Origin of the sequence: Gulosibacter sp., from assembly GCF_052090685.1 — a bacterium.
Taxonomy (GTDB): Bacteria; Actinomycetota; Actinomycetes; order Actinomycetales; family Microbacteriaceae; genus Gulosibacter.
The window spans coordinates 128123-149369 of the sequence record NZ_JBQDBE010000009.1 but is presented as its reverse complement, the minus strand read 5'-3'; the positions used below and the strand labels follow the sequence as shown (position 1 = coordinate 149369).

19 protein-coding genes are annotated in these 21247 nt (G+C 61.7%); 17 read left to right on the top strand and 2 right to left on the bottom strand.

The window, feature by feature from the left end:
• Positions 1-403: 403 nt before the first annotated feature.
• Positions 404-1060 carry a hypothetical protein gene (locus ACTHXA_RS08005; protein ID WP_441671135.1) on the bottom strand — a complete coding sequence of 219 codons (657 nt, stop codon included), beginning with the start codon at positions 1058-1060 and terminating at the stop codon, positions 404-406.
• Positions 1061-1153: 93 nt separating this feature from the next.
• Between ACTHXA_RS08005 and ACTHXA_RS08000 the strand changes: the two genes are divergently transcribed.
• From ACTHXA_RS08000 to xerD, 9 genes are read left to right on the top strand one after another with little or no spacing between them, the layout of a single operon-like run.
• Positions 1154-2491, top strand: coding sequence for a hypothetical protein (locus ACTHXA_RS08000; RefSeq protein WP_441671133.1), 1338 nt, complete (start codon positions 1154-1156; stop codon positions 2489-2491).
• A gap of 9 nt (positions 2492-2500) precedes the next feature.
• Positions 2501-3544, top strand: coding sequence for an HAD-IIA family hydrolase (locus tag ACTHXA_RS07995; protein WP_441671131.1), 1044 nt, complete (start codon positions 2501-2503; stop codon positions 3542-3544).
• Complete coding sequence (locus ACTHXA_RS07990) at positions 3541-3684, top strand: hypothetical protein (RefSeq protein ID WP_441671129.1); 144 nt, start codon at positions 3541-3543, stop codon at positions 3682-3684. The genes ACTHXA_RS07995 and ACTHXA_RS07990 overlap by 4 nt, the downstream gene beginning before the upstream one ends.
• 4 nt (positions 3685-3688) lie before the next feature.
• Positions 3689-4519 (top strand): TlyA family RNA methyltransferase, encoded by an 831-nt coding sequence (locus ACTHXA_RS07985; RefSeq protein WP_441671127.1) that lies wholly within the window; start codon positions 3689-3691, stop codon positions 4517-4519.
• The gene (locus ACTHXA_RS07980; protein ID WP_441671125.1) at positions 4516-5445 is read left to right on the top strand and encodes an NAD kinase; all 930 of its coding nucleotides are present in this window, start codon (positions 4516-4518) and stop codon (positions 5443-5445) included. Before ACTHXA_RS07985 ends, ACTHXA_RS07980 begins: the two co-directional genes overlap by 4 nt.
• Complete coding sequence (gene recN / locus ACTHXA_RS07975) at positions 5445-7175, top strand: DNA repair protein RecN (RefSeq protein WP_441671123.1); 1731 nt, start codon at positions 5445-5447, stop codon at positions 7173-7175. Before ACTHXA_RS07980 ends, recN begins: the two co-directional genes overlap by 1 nt.
• Before the next feature lie 16 nt (positions 7176-7191).
• A complete protein-coding gene (locus ACTHXA_RS07970) occupies positions 7192-8904 on the top strand; it encodes a CTP synthase (protein ID WP_441671122.1) in 1713 nt (570 codons plus the stop codon).
• 2 nt (positions 8905-8906) lie between these two features.
• Positions 8907-9572 (top strand): NUDIX domain-containing protein, encoded by a 666-nt coding sequence (locus ACTHXA_RS07965; protein WP_441671120.1) that lies wholly within the window; start codon positions 8907-8909, stop codon positions 9570-9572.
• Positions 9569-10495, top strand: coding sequence for a site-specific tyrosine recombinase XerD (xerD, locus tag ACTHXA_RS07960; protein WP_441671118.1), 927 nt, complete (start codon positions 9569-9571; stop codon positions 10493-10495). Before ACTHXA_RS07965 ends, xerD begins: the two co-directional genes overlap by 4 nt.
• A 33-nt stretch (positions 10496-10528) precedes the next feature.
• On the opposite strand, the gene ACTHXA_RS07955 is transcribed toward xerD, so the two are convergent.
• Positions 10529-11824, bottom strand: a complete 1296-nt coding sequence (locus ACTHXA_RS07955) for a hypothetical protein (protein ID WP_441671116.1) — start codon at positions 11822-11824, stop codon at positions 10529-10531.
• Positions 11825-12020: 196 nt separating this feature from the next.
• Here ACTHXA_RS07955 and ACTHXA_RS07950 point away from each other — a divergent pair, with 196 nt between their 5' ends.
• The 8 genes from ACTHXA_RS07950 (at position 12021) to ACTHXA_RS07915 (ending at position 20870) form a co-directional block, all read left to right on the top strand.
• Complete coding sequence (locus tag ACTHXA_RS07950) at positions 12021-13007, top strand: ParA family protein (protein ID WP_441671114.1); 987 nt, start codon at positions 12021-12023, stop codon at positions 13005-13007.
• Positions 12994-13812, top strand: coding sequence for a segregation and condensation protein A (locus tag ACTHXA_RS07945; protein ID WP_441671112.1), 819 nt, complete (start codon positions 12994-12996; stop codon positions 13810-13812). Before ACTHXA_RS07950 ends, ACTHXA_RS07945 begins: the two co-directional genes overlap by 14 nt.
• On the top strand, positions 13802-14359 hold the full coding sequence (gene scpB, locus ACTHXA_RS07940) for an SMC-Scp complex subunit ScpB (protein ID WP_441671110.1): 558 nt from the start codon (positions 13802-13804) through the stop codon (positions 14357-14359). Before ACTHXA_RS07945 ends, scpB begins: the two co-directional genes overlap by 11 nt.
• Positions 14360-15080: 721 nt before the next feature.
• Entirely contained in the window at positions 15081-15950 is an 870-nt protein-coding gene (locus ACTHXA_RS07935; RefSeq protein ID WP_441671149.1) for a pseudouridine synthase, read from the top strand.
• Positions 15947-17053, top strand: a complete 1107-nt coding sequence (locus ACTHXA_RS07930; RefSeq protein ID WP_441671108.1) for a prephenate dehydrogenase — start codon at positions 15947-15949, stop codon at positions 17051-17053. The genes ACTHXA_RS07935 and ACTHXA_RS07930 overlap by 4 nt, the downstream gene beginning before the upstream one ends.
• Positions 17050-17760, top strand: coding sequence for a (d)CMP kinase (gene cmk / locus ACTHXA_RS07925; RefSeq protein ID WP_441671106.1), 711 nt, complete (start codon positions 17050-17052; stop codon positions 17758-17760). The genes ACTHXA_RS07930 and cmk overlap by 4 nt, the downstream gene beginning before the upstream one ends.
• Positions 17757-19316 (top strand): ribosome biogenesis GTPase Der, encoded by a 1560-nt coding sequence (der, locus tag ACTHXA_RS07920; RefSeq protein ID WP_441671104.1) that lies wholly within the window; start codon positions 17757-17759, stop codon positions 19314-19316. The genes cmk and der overlap by 4 nt, the downstream gene beginning before the upstream one ends.
• Positions 19317-19412: 96 nt before the next feature.
• Positions 19413-20870 (top strand): glyceraldehyde-3-phosphate dehydrogenase, encoded by a 1458-nt coding sequence (locus ACTHXA_RS07915; protein ID WP_441671102.1) that lies wholly within the window; start codon positions 19413-19415, stop codon positions 20868-20870.
• Positions 20871-21247: the final 377 nt, after the last annotated feature.

Sequence of the window (21247 nt, the reverse complement as noted above, 5' to 3'; positions counted from 1 at the left end):
TTCAAATGAGGCAACGTATCGAGCTACGCGGAGGTTTCTTATGAGTCAACGCGGAACGCAGCGGTGAGATACGCAGCCGCGTAGACTATTGCGAGATAACTCCACAGCGCACCGATGAAGGGAACTAGAAATGGCTGAAGAACGCCGAGACAAGCGCGGAGACCGAGACGAAGCAGGTCGCGGTAGCCGAAATAACCAGGGTCGAGGTCGATCCGACAGCCGGAGTTCCCGCGACGGTGCGCGCTACAACGATTCGCGTGATGGAGGGAATCGGAAGCGAGACAATTCCTCTCGTTCACGCGACGACCGGGACCGTCGGGACTCGGGTCGTGACGGAGAGCGAAAGCCGTATCGTCAGGATGGTGAACGCAAGACCTATCGCGGCGACAATGACCGGCGAAATTCACGCGCCCGAGACGGCGAGCGTAAGCCATACAACCGTGATGGTGAGCGCAAGAGCTACGGTCGCGACGACGATCGTCGGAAGTCGTACGGTCGCGACGACGATCGTCGGAAGTCGTACGGTCGTGACGATGACCGTCGGAAGTCGTACGGTCGCGACGACGACCGCCGTGGCAGCCAAGGTGGCGCCCACCGCGGACGCGACGGTGACCGGAAGCCGTACAACCGTGATGGTGAGCGCAAGAGCTACGGTCGGGAAGACGACCGCCGGAAGTCTTATGGCCGTGACAATGAGCGTCGTTCGTACCGTGGTGATGATAATCGTGGTCGTGACGGTGACCGGAAGCCGTACAACCGTAATGGTGAGCGCAAGAGCTACGGTCGCGATGATGATCGGCGGAAGTCGTACGGTCGCGACGATGATCGCCGGAGGTCCTATGACCGCGACGGTGAGCGTCGTTCGTACCGTGGTGATGACAATCGTGGTCGTGATGGTGACCGGAAGCCGTACAACCGTGATGGTGAGCGCAAGAGCTACGGTCGCGATGATGATCGGCGGAAATCCTATGGCCGTGACAATGATCGGCGTGACTTCCGCGGTGGTGACAACCGCGACCGCGATAACCGTGGTGGGCGTGGCTCTCGACGTGACGACCAACGGTTCGAACGTCGCAGTGACCGAGGAGGTCGCGGCCAGCGGGAAGAGAACGATGTACGGCTCGTTCCCTCACGGCCCGCAGAGCTTCGCGCGGTGCGCGCCGAACACGTTGACCCACCAATTCCCGAGGAGATCACCGAGCGGGATCTGGACCAGAAGGCGCGTTTCGAACTCAAGACACTGTCCAAGGACAACTCCGAGTTCGTTGCGAAGCATCTCGCAATGGCATCAATCCTCATCGATTCAGACCCGGAACTTGCCCACCAGCACGCGCTGAGCGCATCCCGCCGAGGTGGCCGCATTGCGATGGTCCGCGAGTCGCTCGCGATCACTGCGTACACCACCGGTGACTACGCCCTCGCCCTCCGTGAGTTGCGGACCTACCGTCGAATCTCAGGTCGCGATGACCAATTGCCACTCATGGTCGATTGTGAACGCGGGCTCGGACGCCCGGATCGTGCACTCGAGCTGGGGCGTTCGATTGATCGCGAGAAACTGCCCACCGATCAACGCGTGCAACTTGCCATTGCGATGTCGGGAGCCCGACTGGATCAAGGTCAGACGGAGCTCGCACTCGCCGAACTCGAGATTCCTCAGCTCGATCGCACTCGTGCGTTCGATTACAGCCCCGCCCTGTTTACTGCGTACGCAACGGTTTTGGATGATCTCGGTCAGAAGGAAGAAGCGGCACTCTGGCATTCCGCAGCCAAGCGGGCCGAAGCAGCGCTTCAGGCCGTCTCCCACAACGAATTCGAAACCATCGAGATCGTGACTGAAGACGTGGAGCTCGACGAAGACGAGATCATCGACGGTGATCCTGTTGAGGGCGAACTCGTCGAGAGCGAGATCAAGGAGGAACGCTCCGATTTTGCCGAGGATGAGGACGCGGAGCGCGACGAGAAACGCAACGTGACAGAGACCGCCGCGGCAGTGACCGCAGCGACGTTGCTTCCGACCGCAACTGACAACATCCAGGCTGAAAACAGTTCCGAGTCCATCGATGAGCAAATCAAGTCGGAGTATGAGGAGATTCTCGCCGAAGTGGAAGCAGCCGCAGATGCTGCCGCCGCGGAAGCGGACACAGGCTCAGACACGGAATCGGACACCGCTGCGATCGAAGAAGAAACGATTGTCGATGAAGTGGCTGAAGACACAGTGGCTGAAGACACAGCGGCTGAAGACGAACCTGCCGCCATCCAAGCGCACGAGCCTATTGCTGACGAGAGCCCAGAAGTCGATCCGTTCGCCGAGGAACCCTTCGAGCTGTCGGTACTCAGCGAAGACACGCTCGAACCCATCGAGCCGCTCAACGCACCGGCGGTATCAGCGGAAGTGTCGGAGGATGGGGATACCGTCAAGAATGACTCGGGAGACGACCCTGACTCTGAACCCAACGACGATGACTCGCAGCCCTCGCTTTTCGACATTTAAGGAGCCCCATTGGGACTGTTTCGCAGCAGTACAGGAATGGATCCCGCACCCATTGAGGGTGTGGATGTAATTCTCGCCGACCTCGATGGCGTTGTGTATCGGGGTCCCGCACCCGTCGATAACGCGGTGGAATCGCTTAACTCCTATGCACAAGACGGGGTGCGAGTCGGGTACATCACGAATAATGCATCGAGGACCGATGAGAGCGTCGCCACGCACCTTCGCGACCTCGGCTTGCAGACACAAGCGGCCGATATTGTGACGAGTCCGCAAGCCGCGGTGCACATGCTTCGAGAGCAGGTCGAGGCCGGTGCACTCGTCCTTGTGGTCGGAGGCGACGGCCTCGTCGACGAGCTCACGAAAGCGGGCTTTCGTGTTACCCGGTCTGCTGACGATATGCCGGATGCGGTGGTGCAGGGGTTCGCTCCGGATGTCGGTTGGGCGCAGCTTGCGGAAGCCTCTTTCGCACTCGCTCGTGACATTCCGTGGGTCGCCACCAATCAAGACTGGACGATCCCTCTCGAGCGGGGCATTGCACCGGGTAATGGCACACTTGTGTCGGCGGTGCACACCGCCGTCGCAAAGCTGCCGCTCGTCGCGGGCAAGCCGGAAACGCCGCTATTTGAAGCGGCCGTGGAACGCTTTGCAGCGAAGAACCCGATCATGATCGGTGACCGCCTCGATACCGATATCAAAGGTGCTCGGGCGGCAGGAATACGCTCGGCACTCGTACTCACCGGTATCGACGGGCCGAAACAGCTCATTGCGGCGAGCCCGCTCGAGCGCCCCGACTTCATCCTCTCTGACTTGCGTGGACTGCGATTGCCGTATCCGAAGGTGACGGTGACGCATCCGCAACCGGAGGTGGTAGAAGCCAAAGTCGGGGGCGAGCACTGTGTGCTCAACGGGGTCGATCTTCGTATCCGCTCCAAAGGGAAGGACCGACTCAACCTCCTGCGGGCCGCCTGCGCCGCGATCTGGAACTCTGACAAGCTCATTTACGCGCTCCGCATCCCCGAGCACCTTTACCAGCAGTGGGACGCACAATCATGACCGAAGACGCCCCGGCAGAACAGGCACACCACATCGAGGAACTGCCACTCGGCGAGCGTGCGGCAGCCTACGACTCCGAGCTCGAACGACTCCGGAACGCACTCGAAGGTACCGACGACGAGCTTGACCTTGGGGCATAGCTCCATGCCCAAGCGACTCGATCGCGAACTGACACACCGGGGCCTTGCTCGAAGTCGGACCGCAGCGGCACGACTTGTCGAGGCTGGCACCGTGCGGGTCAACGGTCAGGTTGCCGCCAAAGTGTCGCAGTTGATCCAGCCTACGGATCACCTCGAAGTCGGAGAACCCGAGCACTATGTGTCACGTGCTGCCTATAAGCTCGTCGCGGCACTCGACGGATTTCGCATCGAAATGCGCGATCGTATTGTGCTTGACCTCGGCGCATCCACCGGGGGATTCACTCAAGTGTCGCTCGAACGAGGTGCGCGTGAAGTCATCGCGCTCGACGTCGGTCACGATCAGCTCAACGCACTTATCCGCTCCGATGCTCGAGTCACCGTCATCGAGGGAGAAAACGCCCGCTATCTCTCAGAAAACCGCCTGAACGAATTGCTGCGGCAACACCGTCCGGATCGACCATCACTGCGAGCGAATGAAATTGATGCCGTCGTTGCGGACCTGTCGTTCATTTCATTGCGACACATCCTGCCTGCGTTGCTGCCCACGGCGCCAGGGCTGCGGGACGCGGTGTTGCTAATTAAACCGCAATTCGAAGTGGGGCGGCAGTACGTCCGCAACGGTATCGTCACGGACCATAAAGTCGCTGCGGAGGTGGCCATTGATATCGTTCGTGAAGCGGTCGACGAGGGATGGCATCCGCGTGGCTTCCGCGCATCGCCGATCACCGGCACCCATGGAAACCACGAGTATCTGCTCTGGCTCTGTCGTGACGGTGAAGATGCAGCAGAATGGGAGGATCGAATTCTTTCGATCATGAGGAAAGGGGCGGAATGACTTCGACGCAGCAGGAACCGACCCGGCGCATTCTGGTCGTGAGTCATTTTGCGCGCCAAGAAGCGATCGACACGAGCCTCAACGTGATTCGACGACTGGACAATGCCGGCATTATTTCGGTCCTCGAAGCACAAACCGCGCAGGAGCTTTACGCCAGAATCGGCCAACACCTGCCCGACACTGTCGAGCGACTCGGTGAAAACTGTGACGTCGAAGACTGCGAACTCGTCGTTGTACTCGGCGGTGACGGCACGATCTTGCGCGCTGTTGAAGTGGCCCGCCCAGGTGACGTACCAGTGCTGGGCGTGAACCTTGGACACGTTGGCTTCCTGGCCGAAAGCGAAAAGGAAGCGCTGCCCGACGTGGTCCGCGGCATCATCAACCGCAGTTACGAGGTCGAAGAGCGGCTCGCGCTGCAGATCGACGTCGAAGATGAAGCGGGCAACGTCAGCCGGGAATGGGCGCTCAACGATGCGGCGCTCGAAAAAGGCAATCGGGAACGGATGCTCGATGTCATGATTTGGGTGGACGGTGAACCGCTCTCGAGCTTTGGCTGCGATGGCGTGCTGTTTTCGACCCCCACCGGCTCGACCGCCTACTCGTTCTCAGCCGGTGGCCCGGTGGTGTGGCCACAGGTCGAGGCGATTCTGCTTGTCCCGGTGTCAGCACACGCGCTGTTCGCGAAACCACTTGTCGTGGGTCCCGACTCGGTGCTCGGCGTGGAGGTACAACCTCGAGACGGCGGCAATGCCGTGTTGTGGCTCGATGGCCGCCGGTCGATCGAACTGCCGGCTGGCGCACAAGTCACCGCGACGCGGTCACCGCAGTCCGTGAAACTCGCGCGACTCCACCAGTCACCCTTCACCACTCGGTTGGTGAATAAGTTTCAGTTGCCGGTCGTCGGTTGGCGGGGCAAGGCACAGTAATGCTCGAAGACATCGATATTCGCGGTCTTGGCGTGATCGACCAAGCCCGACTACCACTCGGCAGAGGGTTTACGGCAATCACGGGTGAAACCGGAGCCGGAAAAACGATGGTCGTCACGGCACTCGGATTGCTGCTCGGCGGTCGCTCCTCTGCGAGTGTCGTGCGTAAGGACGCCGAACGCGCGAAGGTCGAAGGTCACGTCATCGTCGACGCCGAAAGCGCCTATGCCGCCTTCGTCGACGATGCCGGTGGCGAAGTCGAAACATTTACGGATGCCGATAGCCACACTCGAGGTGCGGTCGTCATTTCGCGGCAAATCGCGAAAAACGGTCGCTCACGGGCATGGCTTGGCGGCCAATCCGTGCCCGCGAGCACGCTCGCGGATGGCGGCGAGATGCTCGTCGCGATTCACGGGCAGTCAGAACAACTGCGGCTCACACAGGAAGCAGCGCAGCGCCAAGCCCTGGACCAATACGGTGGCGAGGAAGCCGCTGCCGCACTGGCAACACTGACGCAGCGCTATGAACTCCTTGACGGACTGCGATCGGAATACGACGAGCTCCGAGCCAACGCGAGCGAGCGCGAGACCGAACGAGCACAACTCCGGATGCTCATTGACGCTGTGGAAACGGTCGACCCACAAGACGACGAGGACGAGGCCCTCTTGCGGAGGATCGAACGGCTCAGCAATCGAGAACAACTTCGCGGAGACATCGGCGGGGCACACGCCCTCCTCGCAGGTGAGGTCCCCGGTGGGTCGCTTCGAGAACGCGTGCGTGAAGTGCGCACGAGTATCGACCGAGGCCTACGATCCGATGGCTCGCTGGATCTCGCCAGCGAGCATGCGGCCGATCTGGAATACGCAATTGACGAACTTTCAGAAACCCTGGCCAGTTACCTTGCGGACCTCGATACCGACGGTGTGGGAGAGCTCGAATCGCTCAACGAGCGACTTGCGGCAATTGAGCACCTGAAACGGGACTACGGCAAAGACCTCGCGCAGATTCGCACTGAATACGAAGACGCGGGGATCCGACTGCTCAAACTCGCCGGCGATGACACGCGACTTCCGCAACTTGAAGCAGAGGTCGCCGAAGCACAGGAACAACTCGAAGAAGCGGCAGCGGCCCTCACCGCGGTGCGTGAACGCAAGGCGGCAGACCTGCAGGCGGAGGCGACCGAGGAACTGCGGGCACTCGCAATGCCGAATGCCCGACTGATCGTGACCGTGAAGCCCGAACCGAACATCCGTCGGCACGGTCGCGACCGAATCGAATTTCTCTTGGAGCCGCATCCGGGAAGCGACCCGACGCCGTTACGTTCGGGCGCCTCGGGTGGTGAACTGAGCCGAGTGATGCTCGCGCTTGAAGTGGTCCTTGCGGGAGCGAACCCAGTACCGACCCTCGTGTTTGATGAAGTGGATGCCGGTGTCGGTGGCGCCGCCGCCTTGGAAATCGGGGCGCGGCTGCAGCGGCTCGCACGATCGAGTCAGGTGATAGTCGTCACCCACCTCGCACAGGTCGCCGCCTTCGCCGATCACCACGTGCGGATTGAAAAGCTCACCTCGGGAAGCGTCACAAGCTCTTCAATTCGGGAACTCGATAGCGAAGAGCGCGTGGAAGAGATGACACGCCTCTTGAGTGGACTCGCTGATTCCGAGTCTGGCCAGGCACACGCACAGGAATTATTGCGGCGAGCCGAAGAAACGGCCGCGCCGGTCAATCGGTGAGATAGGATTGAAATCCGTGAATGACGCAACCGCACCAGCCCTATCCACGTCGACCGAAACACCGGTCAAACAAATCTTCGTCACGGGTGGTGTCGTCTCTTCACTCGGCAAAGGCCTCACTGCCGCCAGCCTCGGGAATCTACTCACCGCGCGTGGACTTCGGGTTGTGATGCAAAAGCTCGACCCGTACCTCAACGTGGACCCGGGCACAATGAACCCGTTCCAACACGGAGAGGTGTTCGTCACCGAAGATGGCGCCGAGACCGACCTCGATATTGGGCACTACGAGCGGTTCCTCAACGTCAATCTCACCCAAGCCGCCAACGTGACAACCGGTCAGATCTACTCAAAGGTCATTGCAAAAGAACGCGCTGGCGAATACCTCGGTGAGACGGTGCAGGTGATTCCGCACATCACCGACGAGATCAAACGTCGGATGCGGTTGCAAGCCACCGAGGAACCTCGCCCTGACGTGATTATCACCGAAGTCGGTGGCACGATCGGCGATATTGAATCGCAGCCGTTCATCGAATCGGCACGCCAACTTCGACACGAGCTCGGTCGCAATAACGTCTTCTTTGTGCACGTGTCGCTCGTGCCGTTCATGGGAGCGTCGGGGGAGCAGAAGACCAAGCCGACGCAGCACTCGGTTGCGGCACTTCGCTCGGCAGGAATTCAACCGGATGCGCTGGTCCTTCGCAGCGATCGTCCCGTGACCGAATCGAATCGATCCAAAATCGCGCTCATGTGTGACGTGGAATCGGAAGCGGTTGTCAATACGCCCGACCTCCCGTCGATCTATGAGATCCCGCGCACACTGCAGGAGCAGGGCCTCGACTCCTACATCATTGAACAGCTTCGCCTCCCGGTTGACGGTTTCGATTTCGCCGATTGGGAGCGCCTGCTGAACGTGGTGCACGAACCGAAGAAGACGGTGACCATTGCGCTGGTGGGCAAATACGTGGATCTTCCGGACGCGTACCTTTCGGTGACCGAAGCGATCCGCGCCGGAGCCTTCGCACACGGTTCACGAGCGAGTATTCGCTGGATCCCCTCGGACGACTGCGAGACCCCGGAAGGCGCAGCGGCAAACCTCGCAGACGTGGACGGCATTGTCGTGCCGGGCGGATTCGGGATCCGCGGAATTGAGGGCAAACTCGGTGCGCTGCGCTTTGCCCGCGAGAATCGACTTCCCGTGCTCGGGATCTGCCTCGGCATGCAGTGCATGGTGATTGAGGCGGCCCGGAATCTTGCCGGAATCGCAGACGCTTCGTCTTCGGAGTTTGACGAGCGCACGCCGAACCCGGTCATTGCGACCATGGCCGAGCAGGTTGACATTGTCGAAAGCGGTCAACTCGGCGGCACGATGCGGCTTGGCGCTTACCCGGCGAAGCTTGCTGCAGGTTCGGTCGCAGCAAAGACGTACGGGACCGAAACGGTGTCCGAGCGCCACCGTCACCGCTATGAAGTGAACAACGAGTATCGCGCACAGATCGCAGCTGCGGGGCTCGATTTCTCGGGTACTTCCCCCGACGGTACCCTCGTGGAGTTCGTGGAGCTGCCAGCGGACCAGCATCCGTTCTATGTCGGGACCCAAGCCCACCCGGAGTTGAAATCACGGCCCAACCACGCGCATCCACTCTTTCGTGGCTTGGTCGGTGCGGCTCTGGACCGTCAGGCTGCGAGCCGACTCGTGGAGGTTGACGAGGAAGACACGGTCGAGGCATAACGATGAGCGCGCCCGAGTTCAAGGACGTTCCCGAGCATCACGAGATCCTCGAGAGCACCATGCCGCATCACGGCTGGGTGTGGAATCTTCGCTCCGAAACCTTCCGCTATGGCGACCAGGAACTGCAGCGGGAGTACATCGAGCACACGAGTGCGGTGCAGATCCTCGCGCTCGACGACCAGGACCGTATCCTGTTCATCCGGCAGTATCGCCACCCGGTCCGCGCGCGTGACTGGGAGCTACCGGGCGGACTACTCGACGACCCGAGCGAATCCGCACTGGTCACGGCACAGCGCGAACTTGCCGAGGAAGCCGATTTTCAGGCTGTCGAATGGTCCGTGCTCGTCGATTTTTGGACCAGCCCCGGTGGTTCAAGCGAGTCGATTCGCATTTACGTGGCCCGTGGCCTGTCTCCAACCGAAGAGGTCTTCGACCGCGAACACGAAGAAGCGGATATCGAGATCGCTTGGGTTTCGCTTGATGACGCGGTTGCCGCGGTGCTGCGTGGTGATTTGCACAACCCTGCTGTGACCCTTGGTGTGCTCGCTGCGAATGAGTCGCGTCGCCAGCACTGGGCGACGCTGCGCCCCGCCGACTCCGCGTGGCCAACGCGCTCGGTCGCACCGGAAGTCCTGCCGCGAGCCCTCACGGGTGGCGCCCGGGCGTGAGCGGCGATTCCCACCTGCGTCACGTCATTGACCGCTTCCTGCGGCATCTCACGATTGAACGCGGGCTCGCCAAAAACTCGATCGGTGCCTATGAGCGCGACCTCGAACGCTATGCCGATTTCCTGGCGACTCGCGGGGTGACCGAACCGCGCGAGATCACGCCAGAGCATCCTCGAGAATTTGTTGCCTGGATGCGCACTCCAGTCGCGGAGGGCGGCCTCGCGTTGGCCGTATCGTCGGCGAGTCGGGCGGCTTCGAGCGTGCGGAGCTTGCATCGATTTATGGATGATGAGGGCGAGGTCGTGGAGGATATCGCGCGGGATCTTCGGTCACCAAAACTGCCGAGTCGACTCCCGAAAGCACTGACCGTCGCCGAAGTGCAACGACTCTTGGATGCGGCCGGGGGAGACACCCCTGCGCAGCTGCGTGACAAGGCACTGCTCGAACTTCTCTACGCCACGGGTGCGCGCGTAAGCGAAGCAGTATCGCTCGACGTGGATGATGTGATTGACCAGGACTTTGTGCGGGTGCGCGGCAAGGGTGACAAACAGCGCATTGTGCCGCTTGGATCCTATGCGCAGGAGGCGCTCGATGCGTATCGGGTGCGGGCCCGGCCGGGCTTTGCGAGCAAAGGTTCGGGGAGCCCGAAGCTCTTTCTTGGCGTGCGCGGTGGTCCGCTGTCGAGACAGTCTGCGGGGCTCATCCTGCAAGAAATTGCCCGCAAGGCCGAACTCACCACGTCGGTATCTCCGCACACGCTTCGACACTCATTCGCGACCCACCTCATGCAGGGCGGTGCGGATGTGCGTGTGGTGCAGGAGTTGCTGGGGCACTCATCCGTGTCCACGACCCAGATTTATACGAAGGTGACCGCGGATGCGCTGCGCGAAATGTACGCGACTTCTCATCCTCGAGCGCGATAGTGCACGCGGTGCGCTGAGCCGGTGATGCGCTCGTTAGCCGGTGATGCGCAGCGGATCGGCGTCGTCGATCTTGATTGTGAGCACAAAGGCGGAGAGCCCACTCTCATCGAGAATGAGCTCTGAGCGTTCCGACAGCGTATGCGATATCGCATCCGTGCGCGTGCTCGGGTCGGCCACATCGGGCGTGGTCGAGTTCGAACCGTCCGGATTATTTGGCCGAAGTTCGTTATTGGGGCCGGTGTCGGGCTTGTTCTCGGGGTCCGTGGGCGTATCGGTTGGACGCTCACCATTCGGATCGGAGGGCGCCGGCTGAGTCGTTTCTTGCGGCGGCGTTGTCGGTTCAGGTGCGGGCTCCGCGGGAGCACCCGGTTCTTCAACATCCCCGTCCGACCCACCGGTCGACGAGTCGGGGGCCGACTGGTGTTCCTCTTCACTGCTGCCATCGCTCGAGCCACTACTCGAGTCGCTGTCGCCCGAGTCCTTCGGCCTGCTGTCGTCGGCGGGCGGCTGCGCGGAATCGGTAGATTCTTCCGGAGCCGGTGACTCGGAGGTGTGGTGGAGCGGCTCGGTAACAATCCGCATCTCAAACTCGGCAGCGTCCGCACCGAGTTCAACAAGCATCTTCAGTTCGTAATGCTCTCCGGCCTTCACAGTGGCCGCGAGCTCGTCATCAAGTGCGCGGAATGTGCTCAGTTCATCCGCCGTGACGTCTCGGCCTGCTTGAATAATCAGCGAAGGCCAGGAATCGGGCGCGGTGGTGAGCTCGACATTGCCGTACGTGAGCCATTCGGGGCGCTGAACCGCTTGCAAACGTTCATACTCAGTGGCGGGATCAGCCGCAAAACTCTGCAGATCAAGCCAGTAGGTTGCCGCTCCGGTGGGGCCAACCTGGCTGAACGACGCAACCACCGGACCAATGCCATCCACGTGGGTGACGAGCTCCGACCATTCCTCGGTACTGCGCTCGATGCGGGAGGTATCGAGCTCGTGGTTCTCGGCAAAGCCCAGATCCACCTTGGTGACTGACTCGATATCGCCGTAGAGCGTGTGCAACAGTTCGCCCGTGTCGGTAGGGTCGGCTTCCTTGAGGAGCGTGACATCGAGCTGGTAACCCGCTTGGCCCTCAGACACCTTGGTGAGTTGAAAATCTGCAGCCACACCGGACTCGTCTACCGTCTTTCGGATCAGATCTTCTTGCGCCTGCGCATTACCGTTTGCGGTCGAGAAATGCAGGACGATCCAGGCGACCACCACACATACGATTACGGCGATCGCGATCGCTCCACTGAGCCGCATACGGCGCGCTCGAGAGTTCTCTGCGACAGGCATATTGACCAGATTACTTGGCAATACAGCAAAGGAGCAACGAGTGCGGCCGTAATTTACCCACATTTATCGCGGCTTAAACCCTCAAGTAGCCCTTGAAGTCCCTTAACGACACCCGCCCAACACCATCAGAAAGCGCTGGTTCTCGGGGATACCATCGGGTCACGCGCGAATTACTAGGAAGAGGAGGCGGTTACCAATGGCCATTTCGGAAGCCGACCTGCCCGAATTGCCGGGCCTCGAAGTTCCCAAGGAATTGCTTACGCCAACAAAGAAAACGGTGCGGGCAGTGAAGGAAGACTTCACTCCTGAACCCGCTGCGGGTGCCGAACCCGGTGCACCGCGATCGGCGGAAGCCGTCTCAACGCGGCTGTATAACAAGTTCCCGGTTCCGGAACCGCTACCGAGCCACGGGCCGGCACGCGTCGTCGCGATGTGTAATCAGAAGGGTGGCGTCGGCAAGACCACGACATCGATCAACCTCGCGGCATCCCTCGCCGGATACGGCCGCCGGGTGCTCTGCGTGGACTTCGACCCCCAGGGAGCGCTTTCCGCCGGCCTCGGGGTCTCCACTCACAACATCCCCACGATTTATGACTTGCTCATTGGGCAGGTGAGTGACCCCCGTGAGGCGATTCAGCAGACCGAGTTCGACGGCCTGGACCTTATCGCTGCGAATATCGATCTTTCGGCGGCGGAAGTACACCTCGTCACCGAAGTGGCGCGCGAGCAGATTCTTGCCTCGATCCTGCGCAAAGTAAGCGACGATTACGACGTCATTATTATTGACTGCCAGCCCTCGCTCGGCCTGCTCACCGTCAACGCGCTCACCGCGAGCCACGGCGTCATGATTCCGCTCGAATGCGAATACTTCGCGCTGCGCGGCGTCGCACTGCTCATCGAAACGATCGAGAAGGTGCGTTCCCGGCTCAACCCCGCACTCGAACTCGACGGCATTTTGCCGACGATGTTCGACGGTCGTACCCTGCACGCCCGTGAAGTGCTCGATCGCGTCTTTGAGGTCTTTGGCGACAAGGTTTTCGACACCATCATCGGCCGCACGGTCAAATTCCCGGATGCATCCATCGCGGGTGTGCCGATCGTTGAGTTCGCGCCGACTCACCCCGCAGCTGAGGCATACCGGCAGCTAGCTCGCGAGCTGGTGGCGCGCGGTGCAGCCGCCTGACGAGGGGACTCCGGCCGAGCATCCCGATGATTTTCGCGTCGATCTCGACATCTTCAAGGGTCCGTTTGATCTGCTGCTGCAGCTGATTTCACGGCGAGAGCTGGACATCACCGAGGTGTCGCTCTCAGAGATCACCGACGAGTTCATCGCCTACGTGGCGCAGATCGACTCGGGCGAGGACCTCAACCAGGCCACCGAATTTATCGTGGTTGCGGCAACGCTGCTCGATATGAAACTCGTGAGCCTCTTGCCGCAGGGTGACTATGTCGATGCCGAGGATGTGGCGATCCTCGAGGCGCGCGACCTGCTGTTTGCGAGGCTGCTGCAATACCGCGCCTATAAAGAGGCAGGTCTCTGGTTCCGTGATCACATGGCTGTCGAGGAACTGCGACACCCCCGCAGCGTGCCTTTGGAACCGAAATTTCGCGAACGCATCCCTGACCTGATCTGGACCACCTCGCTCGAGGACTTCGCGGCCCTCGCGGCCCTCGCCCTCGCACCAAAGTCCATCCCCACGGTCGGCCTCGATCACCTGCACGCACCGCTCGTCTCGATTCGTGAACAGGCGAGCATCCTGGTCGAGCGGTTACGTGCAACCGGACCAATGACCTTTCGCGAATTGGTGGTGGATGCAGAGGGTAAAGGAGTGCTCGTGGCACGATTCTTGGCCGTGCTCGAGTTATTTCGCCGGGCCGCCGTGGATCTGCAGCAAGAATCACCACTCGGGGAATTGACCGTGACCTGGGACGCTGAAGACTGGAACGACGACGAACTGAGCACATTGGGAGCCGATTATGACCGCTGAGCCGGTAGATCTTGAGCGTGCGTTGGAAGCGATTTTGTTCGTGAGTGATGAGCCGGTGTCGCTGGTGTCGCTCGCGGCGGCGGTGTCGGCGCCGGTTCGTCAGGTTCGCGAGGCTGTGTCGAGGCTCGTAGACGACTATGATGGGAAGGTTGACGGCCCGGTACGCGGATTTCAACTTCGCGAAGTCGGTGGGGGATGGCGCATGTATGTGCGTGATTCGTTCGACGACATCGTGGGTGACTACGTATCGGTACGGCAGCCCTCGAAACTTTCGCAAGCGGCACTCGAGACCCTCACGGTGATCGCGTATCGCCAGCCGGTCTCGCGGTCACAGGTCGCGCAAGTGCGCGCGGTGAACGTGGACTCGGTGGTGCGGACGCTACTGGCCCGCGGGCTCGTGACCGAAGCGGGAACAGAAGAGGTCACCGGCGCCACACTTTATGAGACGACGGAGCTGCTCCTGCAGCACTTAGGAATTAATTCACTCGACGAACTGCCGAAAATTTCGCCGCTTCTCGAGGATGGACGGGATGGATTTGATGAGTAACGAGCAGCCTAGATCGCGGCGCGGAGGACCTTCGCGCGGCAAATCGCAGGGTGCGTCGCGCTCGCGGAACTCGCGCTGGGATGACCAGCGCGACCGTCCGGAGTCGGAGCCGCGGGGGCGTCGCGGTGCGGGTGGTGGCACCCGGGCCGGTGGTGGTTCGCGGACCGGTGGACGTCGCCAGGACGCTACCGGATCGAAGCATTCGCGTTGGGATGATCAACGCGAGCGACGCGGCTCGGGTAGCGAAGGTCGTCGCCGCGAGGACGGCGAGCGTCGGTACCAGGACGACGGTCCTCGCTACCGAGATGGCGAGCGACGCGGGTACGGCGGCCAGCCACGTCGCGATGATGATCGACGCGGCGGCTACGAGCGTCGTGAGCAATTTGAGCGCACGGAGCGCAGCGACCGGGGCGAGCGTCGTCCGCAGCGTGACCGCCAGGGATTTCGTGGGGGTCGTGACGACCGTCGTGGCTACCAGGGCCGTGATGACCGGGTCCGTCGCGATCGGGATGATCGCCGAGGGTACCGGGATGCGGACGACCGCGCCTACGAAGAGTGTCAACAAGAGCGCCGCGAAGCACAAAAAGAGGATGCGCAGGCGCAGGCCGCGCTCCGAAAGGCCGCAGCACAGCGCCCCGAGGGCGGTTACTCGCTCGAGGACTTCGACGACATTCCTTTCAATCCCGATCATCGCCCAGAGGGGGCAGCGCCCGCAAAGGAGTTGGATACCTCGGGCGTCCGCCTGCAGAAGGCACTCGCAAACGCGGGTGTCGCATCGCGACGCGTGTGCGAAAACCTGATCACGGAGGGCCGTGTCGAGGTCAACGGCAAGGTGGTCACCGAACTCGGTAGCCGAGTTGACCCCGAGCGCGACAAGGTCGTAGTGGACGGCACACCGGTGCAATTCGACCAAACGAAGCGTTACGTGCTGCTCAATAAACCCGTCGGTGTGGTGTCTACGATGCGCGACGAAGAGGGTAGGCCTGACCTGCAGCAGTTCACACGCGAATTCCGCGAGCGAATCTACAACGTCGGTCGGCTCGACTCCGATAGCTCGGGGCTGCTCATCCTGACCAATGACGGTGACTTGGCGCACATCCTGTCGCACCCCTCCTACGAGGTCACGAAGACCTATGTCGTGATGGTCAAGGGGAAGCTCGCGCCCGGCGACATCAAGCAACTGCTCGACGGGGTGAAGCTTGAGGACGGCTTCATTAAGGCCGATTCGGCGCACATCATCCAGCGGGGTTCCTCGAATCGAGAGACACTCGCCGAAGTGACCCTGCACTCGGGGAAAAACCGGATCGTGCGCCGCATGTTCGATCACATCGGCTTCCCGGTGCAAGAGCTTGTCCGACGAAGCTTCGGCACTTTGCAACTGGGCACGCTGCTTGCGGGGGAGACTCGTGAACTGACCCCGGATGAACTCGGGCGGCTCCTGCGCATGGCGCGCAAAGCGGAAGCCACCCAGGCATACAAACGGAATCAGCGCGGCGGCACCCCGCGACGTGATGCGCGGGCCAGTACGCCGCGAGACAGTCAGCAGCGCAATGACCGCCGCCCGAACAATCAAGGAAAACCCCGTCGATGACACCCACTCGCACTAATTCACCCGTGCTCGTAGTCGGCACCGGGCTCCTCGGCAGCTCCGTCGGACTCGGACTCCGCCGACTCGGCGTGGACGTCCTGCTTACGGACGCATCCCCGGTCGCCCTCGGACTGGCCGCAGACTACGGCGCTGGCCGGATTGCGCCAGCGAGCTCGGCGGCCACCGCCGGACCGGAAGACACGCCACAGCTTGTTGTCGTCTGCGTGCCACCAGACGTCGCCGGAGAAGTGACCGTCGCGCAGCTGAACGCCTGGCCGGATGCGATTGTCACCGATGTGACGAGCGTCAAGGTGTCGCCTCTGGCGCACGTTCGCGAAGCAAACGCCGATCTGAGCCGCTATGTCGGATCGCACCCCATGTCGGGTCGGGAAACGGGCGGCCCGCTCGCAGGTCGGGCCGATCTGTTCACCGGTCGCCCGTGGGTGGTCGCCTCGCACGAGAAGACCACTGTGTTTGGTCTCCAGGAAGTGGAAGGCCTCGCGCTCGATCTTGGCTCCAGCGTGGTCAGCATGACCGCGGAAGAACACGACGACGCCGTGGCACTGATTTCGCATGTGCCACAACTACTGTCCACCGCGATGGCAGAGCGACTGCTCGCAGACAATGACGATGCCTCCGCGCTCGCGGGCGGCGGGTTGCGGGATGTCACCCGGATCGCCGCATCCGACCCGACCCTGTGGAGCCAGATCCTGGCCGCAAACGGGCCGCGCGTCGCACGCATCCTGCGCCTGATCGCAACCGATCTGGTCGATCTCGCCGATGCCCTCGACGACATGAATGCCCCGGGCGCACGTCGAACCATTGCCGAGCACATGCTCGCTGGAAATGAAGGCGTCGCGCGGATTCCGGGTAAGCACGGTTCGCGGCAGACCTTCTCGAACGTCACGGTGATGATTGATGACCGGCCCGGGCAGCTCGCGCGGCTCTTTGCGGAGATTGGTGAGGCTGACATCAACGTCGAGGAACTCGAACTCGAACACTCGCCCGGTGCAAACCTCGGGTTGGCGACCATTGCGGTGCTTCCCGAGGTTCGACAGAAACTGCTGGACGAACTCGAAGAGCGCGGTTGGAAGGTGGCCCAGTGACCCCGGCACCCTCGCAATCGAGCACGGCCCGCGGCGACGCCATCGTCGTGGCTATCGACGGCCCCTCGGGGTCTGGCAAATCGACCGTGTCGAAGGCACTCGCGCAGCGTCTTGGCTGGCAACTCCTCGACACCGGTTCGGTCTATCGAGCACTGACCTGGTTCGCCCTTGACCGCGGGATCGACCTTGCGGATCCGGCGGCGGTAATCGACGCCGTACCGGCATTCTTGAGCGTCTGGCGACTCTCGCTCTCACCCGAAGAACGCTGGGTTCGAGTGGGTGAGACCGATGTCACCGAGCGCATCCGGGCGACGGAGATTTCTGCTGAAGTTTCTAAGGTCGCCGGTATCCAGCCGGTTCGGGATGCGGTGAATCAGCGCTTCCGCGACATCCTCGCGGCAGCCAGCGCCGAAGGAATCATCGCCGAGGGCCGCGATATCACCACGGTCGTCGCCCCGGATGCTCCCGTGCGCATCCTGCTCACCGCCGACGAACAGGTTCGGATCGCCCGACGCCTCGCGGAGAAAACGGGCGAGGACCCCAATACGGTTGCGGCCACGGTGAGTGCCCGCGACGCCAAAGACTCGCGGGTCGCGAACTTCACTGCGGCAGCCGAAGGGGTTGTCGTGCTTGACTCAACAGATCTCGGACTTGAGGCGACGATTGACGCCGCCATTGACGTGATCGAATCCAGGAGCGCCCAATGACTGACGCAACGAATTCTTCCGCCTACGAACCCGAATTTGTGAGCGACGACGCCTCATTCGAATCGGCCTACGAAGCAAAGGCTGAGTCATTCCAAGAACGTATCGACGGGATTGATGACGAAACCGCGGAGCTGCGGGCCGAGATGCTCCGCCGTTCGCTGCAGGAATACGATCTCGATGCCGAGGACCATGAGGTTCTCGAAGGTCGATTCGCCGAGGACGGCACCTTCCTGATGCCGGCACTGCCGGTGCTCGCGATTGTGGGACGACCGAACGTCGGTAAATCCGCACTCGTCAATCGCATCCTGGGTCGTCGCGAGGCTGTGGTTGAGGATGTTCCGGGCGTGACTCGTGACCGGGTCTCGTACCGCGCGCAGTGGCTCGACCGCCACTTCACCCTGGTGGATACCGGCGGCTGGGAACCCGACGCGAAGGGCATTGATCGTTCGGTGGCGCAGCAGGCTGAGATCGCAATTGAACTCGCCGACGCGGTGGTGTTCGTGGTGGATGCGAATGTTGGTCCGACCTCGACCGATGAGGAAGTCGTGCGACTGCTTCGCCGGAGTGATCGGCCGGTATTGCTTGCCGCAAACAAGGTTGATGACATTGTGCAGGAACCCAATGCCGCGGCACTGTGGAGCCTCGGTCTTGGTGAACCGCACGCGGTGTCGGCGCTGCACGGCCGAGGGGTGGCTGACATGCTCGATGCGGCAATGGCGATCTTGCCGCTGACCTCTGCGGTGGCGAAGGAAGAAGTGGGCGGTCCTCGTCGCGTCGCGATTGTGGGTCGACCGAATGTGGGGAAGTCGAGTCTGCTCAATAAGGCGGCAGGGGAGACTCGCGTTGTGGTGAACGAACTCGCGGGCACTACGCGTGATCCGGTTGACGAACTCGTTGAAATCGGCGGTCGGACTTGGCGCTTTATCGATACCGCGGGTATTCGACGCCGTGTGCATTTGCAGCAAGGTGCTGACTTCTACGCCTCGCTCCGTACCGCCACCGCCGTGGACCGTGCGGAAGTGGCCGTCGTGATGTTCGACGCCACCGAACCGATAGGTGTGCAGGATGTGCACATCGTCGAGATGGTGCTCGAGTCGGGCCGCGCACTCGTGCTCGCATTCAATAAATGGGACGAGATGGACGAGGAGCGTCACTGGCAACTCGAACGGGAAATTGAGCAGGACCTCGGTCACGTCAGCTGGGCACCGCGCATTAACATGTCCGCAAAAACCGGTCGGCACCTGGACAAACTTGTGCCTCGACTCGAGGTCGCACTGTCGTCCTGGGACACTCGCATCCCGACCGGCAAGCTCAATGCCTTTCTTACCGAACTCGCGCAGGGCTTCCCACACCCGCTCCGCGGCGGGAAGCAGCCGCGAGTGCTCTTCGCGACGCAGGCGCAGACTCGTCCGCCCACGTTCGTATTGTTCACCACCGGATTCTTGGAGCCCGGCTACCGACGCTTCATCACGCGTCGACTTCGGGAAACCTTTGGTTTCGAAGGCAGTCCCATTCGGGTGAACATGCGCGTGCGTGAGCGTAGATCGAAGAAGTAACACGAATCATCCTTTGTCACCCCCGTTGGGTAAGCTGGTTCGACGCATTTACAACTGCGATTCGCGCCCACCCTTACCCGACGGAGGGAAACCCCTATGACCGATTTGCACATTCAAGCGCAGGCCGACTGGTTTGACCGTGTTGCCGCAGCGGAAAAGATGATGCCGCTCGTTTCGAAGCTCTACCGCGAGCGAAACGTCGTTACTTCGATCCACGGCCGTCGACTCATCAATCGCTCCGCCATCGAGGTGATTAAGGCTCACCGTGCAGCGCGTCGTAACCACGGCCAGGAACTGCAGCTCGAGCTCTCCACCGCGATCCTTGAAGCGCTGAGCAACCTGAGCATTGAAACTGCATCGGTCGATATCGCGACTCTGGCACATCTGTACCAGCAGGAGCCCGAAGGCACCGACCTCGCTACCTTCATCAAGGAGCAGCTCAAGGAAGTTGGCCCATCTGACGGGTCGCAGAACATCGCCAATGTGGTGCTCTACGGCTTCGGTCGCATTGGCCGACTGCTTGCGCGCATCATGATTGAACAGGCTTCGACGGGACCGGGCCTGCGTCTTCGCGCGATTGTCGTGCGTAAGAACGGTGACAACGACTTGGAAAAGCGTGCGTCGCTGCTGCGCCGCGACTCGGTTCACGGACCGTTCAACGGCACCATTAAAGTGGACAAGGAAAACAACACAATCCTTGCCAACGGCACGCTCATTCAGATCATTTACTCGAATGACCCCACGAGCGTTGACTACACCGAATACGGCATCGACGACGCCATCGTTGTGGACAACACGGGCCGCTGGCGTGACGAAGCTGGCCTCGGTCAGCACCTCCAGGCCAAGGGCGTGAAGCGTGTGCTCCTCACCGCTCCTGGTAAAGGCTCGATTCCCAACATTGTGTTTGGCATCAACCACCAGGGCATTACGGATGAGGACACGATTCTCTCGGCCGCATCTTGCACCACGAACGGCATCACTCCGGTTCTCGCCGCGCTGGACCGCAAGTACGGAGTGAAGCACGGCCACGTCGAGACCGTGCACTCATTCACGAACGACCAGAACCTGATTGACAACTTCCACAAGGGTGAGCGTCGCGGTCGTGCCGCGACCCTCAACATGGTGCTCACCGAGACCGGTGCGGCGAAAGCCGTTGCGAAGGCGCTGCCACAGTTCGCGGGCAAGCTCACGGGCAACGCGATTCGCGTTCCGACCCCGGATGTGTCGATGGCGGTGCTCAACCTTGAACTCGAGCAGGAAGTCACCAAAGAAGACCTCAACGACTACCTCCGGAACGTCTCGCTGCACTCGAACCTCCGCCAGCAGGTGGACTTCGTTGACTCACCCGATGTGGTCTCGACCGACTTCGTCGGCAACGACCGCGCCGGTGTTGTAGACGGTTTGGCCACCATCGCAACCGGCAACCGCATCGTGCTCTACGTCTGGTACGACAACGAGTACGGCTACTCGAAGCAGGTCGTGCGCACGATCGAGCACATCGGCGGCGTGCACCCGCTCGTTGTGCCGGTTCGTCGCGACGTCGTCGAGGTGTAGCTCGGCGCTTGGTGCAGTTGCGCTGCTGAATCGCTAGCGGTGGGGCTTCCGATTGGGAGCCCCACCGCTCTGCGTTGTGCGGGTCGTGTGGGTCGGTGGTTGTTGGCCCGCCAGTCGCTGTCGCCCCGATACCACCGAAAACGTGGCATACCACTTTCTGGACGGTAGTAAACCGCGTTTCGGGTGGTATCCGACTGGGTCGGCGGGCTCGACTGGGACGACTGGGACGGCTGGGACGGCGGGAACGGCTGGGTCGGCGGGCTCGACTGGGACGACTGGGACGGCTGGGACGGCGGGAACGGCTGGGTTGGCGGGCTCGACTGGGACGGCTGTGTTGACTGGGTCGGCGGGGTCGGCGGGCTAGACCGGGGCAGCTG

Bases quoted from the DNA above. Each gene is read 5' to 3' on its own strand.
- ACTHXA_RS07955 (WP_441671116.1), bottom strand. From the start codon at position 11,824: ATGCCTGTCGCAGAGAACTCTCGAGCGCGCCGTATGCGGCTCAGTGGA.
- der (WP_441671104.1), top strand. From the start codon at position 17,757: ATGACTGACGCAACGAATTCTTCCGCCTACGAACCCGAATTTGTGAGC.
- ACTHXA_RS07980 (WP_441671125.1), top strand. From the start codon at position 4,516: ATGACTTCGACGCAGCAGGAACCGACCCGGCGCATTCTGGTCGTGAGT.
- ACTHXA_RS07950 (WP_441671114.1), top strand. From the start codon at position 12,021: ATGGCCATTTCGGAAGCCGACCTGCCCGAATTGCCGGGCCTCGAAGTT.
- ACTHXA_RS07990 (WP_441671129.1), top strand. From the start codon at position 3,541: ATGACCGAAGACGCCCCGGCAGAACAGGCACACCACATCGAGGAACTG.
- ACTHXA_RS07985 (WP_441671127.1), top strand. From the start codon at position 3,689: ATGCCCAAGCGACTCGATCGCGAACTGACACACCGGGGCCTTGCTCGA.
- ACTHXA_RS07965 (WP_441671120.1), top strand. From the start codon at position 8,907: ATGAGCGCGCCCGAGTTCAAGGACGTTCCCGAGCATCACGAGATCCTC.
- ACTHXA_RS07915 (WP_441671102.1), top strand. From the start codon at position 19,413: ATGACCGATTTGCACATTCAAGCGCAGGCCGACTGGTTTGACCGTGTT.
- ACTHXA_RS07930 (WP_441671108.1), top strand. From the start codon at position 15,947: ATGACACCCACTCGCACTAATTCACCCGTGCTCGTAGTCGGCACCGGG.
- scpB (WP_441671110.1), top strand. From the start codon at position 13,802: ATGACCGCTGAGCCGGTAGATCTTGAGCGTGCGTTGGAAGCGATTTTG.
- recN (WP_441671123.1), top strand. From the start codon at position 5,445: ATGCTCGAAGACATCGATATTCGCGGTCTTGGCGTGATCGACCAAGCC.